This is a genomic window from Mesorhizobium sp. M7A.F.Ca.AU.001.01.1.1 (assembly GCF_004022735.1).
Taxonomy (GTDB): Bacteria; Pseudomonadota; Alphaproteobacteria; order Rhizobiales; family Rhizobiaceae; genus Mesorhizobium; species Mesorhizobium ciceri.
In genome coordinates this window covers 1-2,817 of sequence record NZ_RZPF01000785.1, presented here as the reverse complement: position 1 = coordinate 2,817, position 2,817 = coordinate 1, and the positions used below count along the sequence as shown (strand labels likewise).

The following is a 2,817-nucleotide window of genomic DNA, read 5'->3' as shown; positions in this document are numbered from 1 at the left end:
GGCAACATGCAGCGCGCCAGTGAGACGGGAGGCGAGCAGGCCCACTGCATGAACAGATACGCCGCCTCCGGATTGGGCGAATCCGCCGACAGCGCCTTGTTGTAGCCGGTGGCATGTTCCGGATTGCCCGGCACGACGGCATAGCCAACCTTGCCAGCGATCTGCGACTGGGGAATGAAGTTGATCGCCGTGGCGGATTGCGAATAGTTCGCCGCCATCCGGCCGCTTGGAGGCCAGGAATAGATCATCGCAACCTTCCCCGTCAGGAATGCCGCCCAAAGGGAGACGGCGTCGAGCTCGTTGTTACCGGGGATCGAGGCCTTGTTGGCCGCGAGCATGTTCGTCAGCGTCTTGACGCCCGCATCCGACACCAAGCCGGCCTTCATGTCGTCGCCGAACAGTTTCCCGCCGTTGGCACGGTACTGCTGCAGAAAGTCGAACTGATTGCCCGGGCTGCCCGCCTTGCGGAAGTGGCCTGCACCATAAACCTTCGGTGCCATCTGGTCGGTGATGAATTGGGCGATCTGAGCATATTCCTCCCAGGTCTTCGGTGGTCCGAGCTTCGCGTTGAACTTGGTCTGGTAGGCCTCCATCATCTTCGGATCCTCGAAGATGTCCTTGCGGTAGTAGAGAGCGAACATGTCGCCGTCGTCGAAGAAGCCCCAGATCTTTCCCTTGTAGGTCGGCAGCGCCTTGTAGAGAGGATGATAGTCCTCGAGGTCTGCAGGGTTCATATATTTGGCGATATAGTCGTCGAGAGGTGCGATGACGCCGCCATCGGCGAGCGACGGTGTCCAGGCTGGCGAGATGTCGAGCACGTCATAGGCGCCTGAGCCGGCAATGTGCTCGGCGACCGCCTTGGAGTATTGATCGGGATTCGACAGTTCGACCACATTCGACTTCATGCCCGTAAGCTGCTCCCACATCGGCCCACTGAAATTGCGTGGATCGAGCGCCTGCAGGCCTGCCTCGTAGGTCATGTTGATCGTGACGCCCGCATGCGCCTTGGCCGCCTCGACCGCGCGGAAGGCGGAGCCCTCCGCCGGTCCTTCCTTAGATGCTTTCAGCGCAGCGGCCTGCGCCTGTCCCAGCGGCGACGTGGCGTCGGCCAGTTCGAGCTTCTGCTGCGCCAGCGCCCAATCGGTCATCATACCCAAAATGGGTGCAGACGCTGCCAACATACCGGTCATCTGGCCGAAGCGGGTTATGAAATTCCGGCGGGTCGTTTCGCCACGCATGAAGGCGTCGACCTCTGCTTCGAGACCGGCCTGAAAGTCACGTTTTTCACGATCGTTCATAGTGCTTGGTCCTCCCGTTTTCTCATTTGCTCACTCGTCCGCAGGCGCGGCGGTCGAGCATTCCTCCCGTAAGGCCCCCGCAATGGCCGCGGCGGCGCGCCAAATTCTCGCACTCCTAGCTTCCGAAGCGGCCCGCGAAAACGGCCAGCCTATCCTTCCACCGCACGCTCGAAAGCACCTCGCGATTGACCACACCGCGCGGCTCGCGACCATGTTGAACCTCGATTACCGCTTTGACGTCTGCAGCGCCGTTGCCGGCAAAGCACTGGTCGGTCCAGCACAATGCGTGCGGCGCAAGGATGACGTTGTCGAGTTTGAGGATTGCATCGTCAGCATCCGGCGGCTCCTGCTCCAGCACGTCGAGACCGGCGCCGGCGATACGACGCTCCCGCAGGGCTTGTGCCAATGCCTTCTGGTCGACGATCGGGCCGCGCGCTGTATTGATCAGGTATGCAGTAGGCTTCATCAGGGCGAGCCGCTCGGCATTGACGAGATGGCGCGTGTCAGGCGTCAGCGGGCAACTTACCGACAGCACGTCGGCGCGACGAAACAGATCTTCCAGTCCGACCAGCTCCACGCCTAGTTCGGCAGCGACCTTCTTGTCTGCAAATGGGTCATGGGCGATGAACCTCATATCGAAGGGCTTTGCCAGGCGAAAAACTTCGGCGCCTATGTTGCCGATGCCGAGCGACCCCAGCGTACGCCCCACGAGCCCGACACCCATATGTTGGGAGCGCTCCTGGAAGCCATGAGGTCCCTTACGGGTGAGGGCGTCCTTCGTGAACAGCTTGCCGGTGAGTGCCAACATAAAGGTGATGACGGATACGGCGACCGGCCGTCTTACCCCATCGGGCGTGATGACCAGAGCGATGCCGGCGGCAGTGCAGGCCTCGACGTCGACAGTATCGTAGCCGACGCCGAAGCGGGCAACGACGGCCAGCCGACCGCTCTTGGGGACACTCGTGGAAACGAAGCGATGAGTGAGAAGGATCAGCGCATCGAAGTCCTCAAGCTGGTCGGCGCGAAGCGGGTTATTCGATTCCAGGAATGTCATCTCGAGGCCTGGCGCCTTGCGCAGAGGCTCCAGGTCGAAGTCGGGATAGGTCAGCGAGCCGTCCGGCATGCGGAAATCACCGGAAAGCGCCACCTTGAACTTTAGGTCGCCCATTCTCTCCTCCGTTCTTACTGGCACCCGGCCCGGATTTTGGAGACCGCGTCGGCGATCGCGTCGTGCAGTATCCAGACGTCGCCCGAATAACAAATGAAGTCGAAGCCTTGTGCGTAGAACTCGTGGCCCTGCTGGACGTTGGGCACCAGGCGCCCGAGCGACTTGTTGTGCCTTTTGGCGGCGGAAACGATTTTGGCCATCGCGGCGATGAAGGTCGGGTGCGCGAAGTCGCCGGGAATGCCGAGCGAGACCGACAGATCAAAGTGACCGACCCACAGACAATCGACGCCGTCCAATCCCGCAATGCCGTCGATGTTCTTGACGCCGTCGGCGGTCTCGATCAGGCAGATG

3 protein-coding genes are annotated in these 2,817 nt (G+C 61.4%); all 3 read right to left on the bottom strand.

Features of this window, described 5'->3' with window-relative positions:
- Positions 1 to 1,298: extracellular solute-binding protein (locus EN884_RS31760; protein ID WP_128360964.1), on the bottom strand; the 1,298-nt coding region annotated here is incomplete at its 3' end.
- A gap of 115 nt (positions 1,299 to 1,413) precedes the next feature.
- A complete protein-coding gene (locus EN884_RS31755; RefSeq protein ID WP_063170585.1) occupies positions 1,414 to 2,466 on the bottom strand; it encodes an NAD(P)-dependent oxidoreductase in 1,053 nt (350 codons plus the stop codon).
- Between the two features lie 14 nt (positions 2,467 to 2,480).
- The coding region (locus EN884_RS31750; protein WP_245492020.1) for an aldolase/citrate lyase family protein at positions 2,481 to 2,817 on the bottom strand (337 nt) is incomplete at its 5' end.

Bases quoted from the DNA above. Each gene is read 5' to 3' on its own strand.
- EN884_RS31755 (WP_063170585.1), bottom strand. From the start codon at position 2,466: ATGGGCGACCTAAAGTTCAAGGTGGCGCTTTCCGGTGATTTCCGCATG.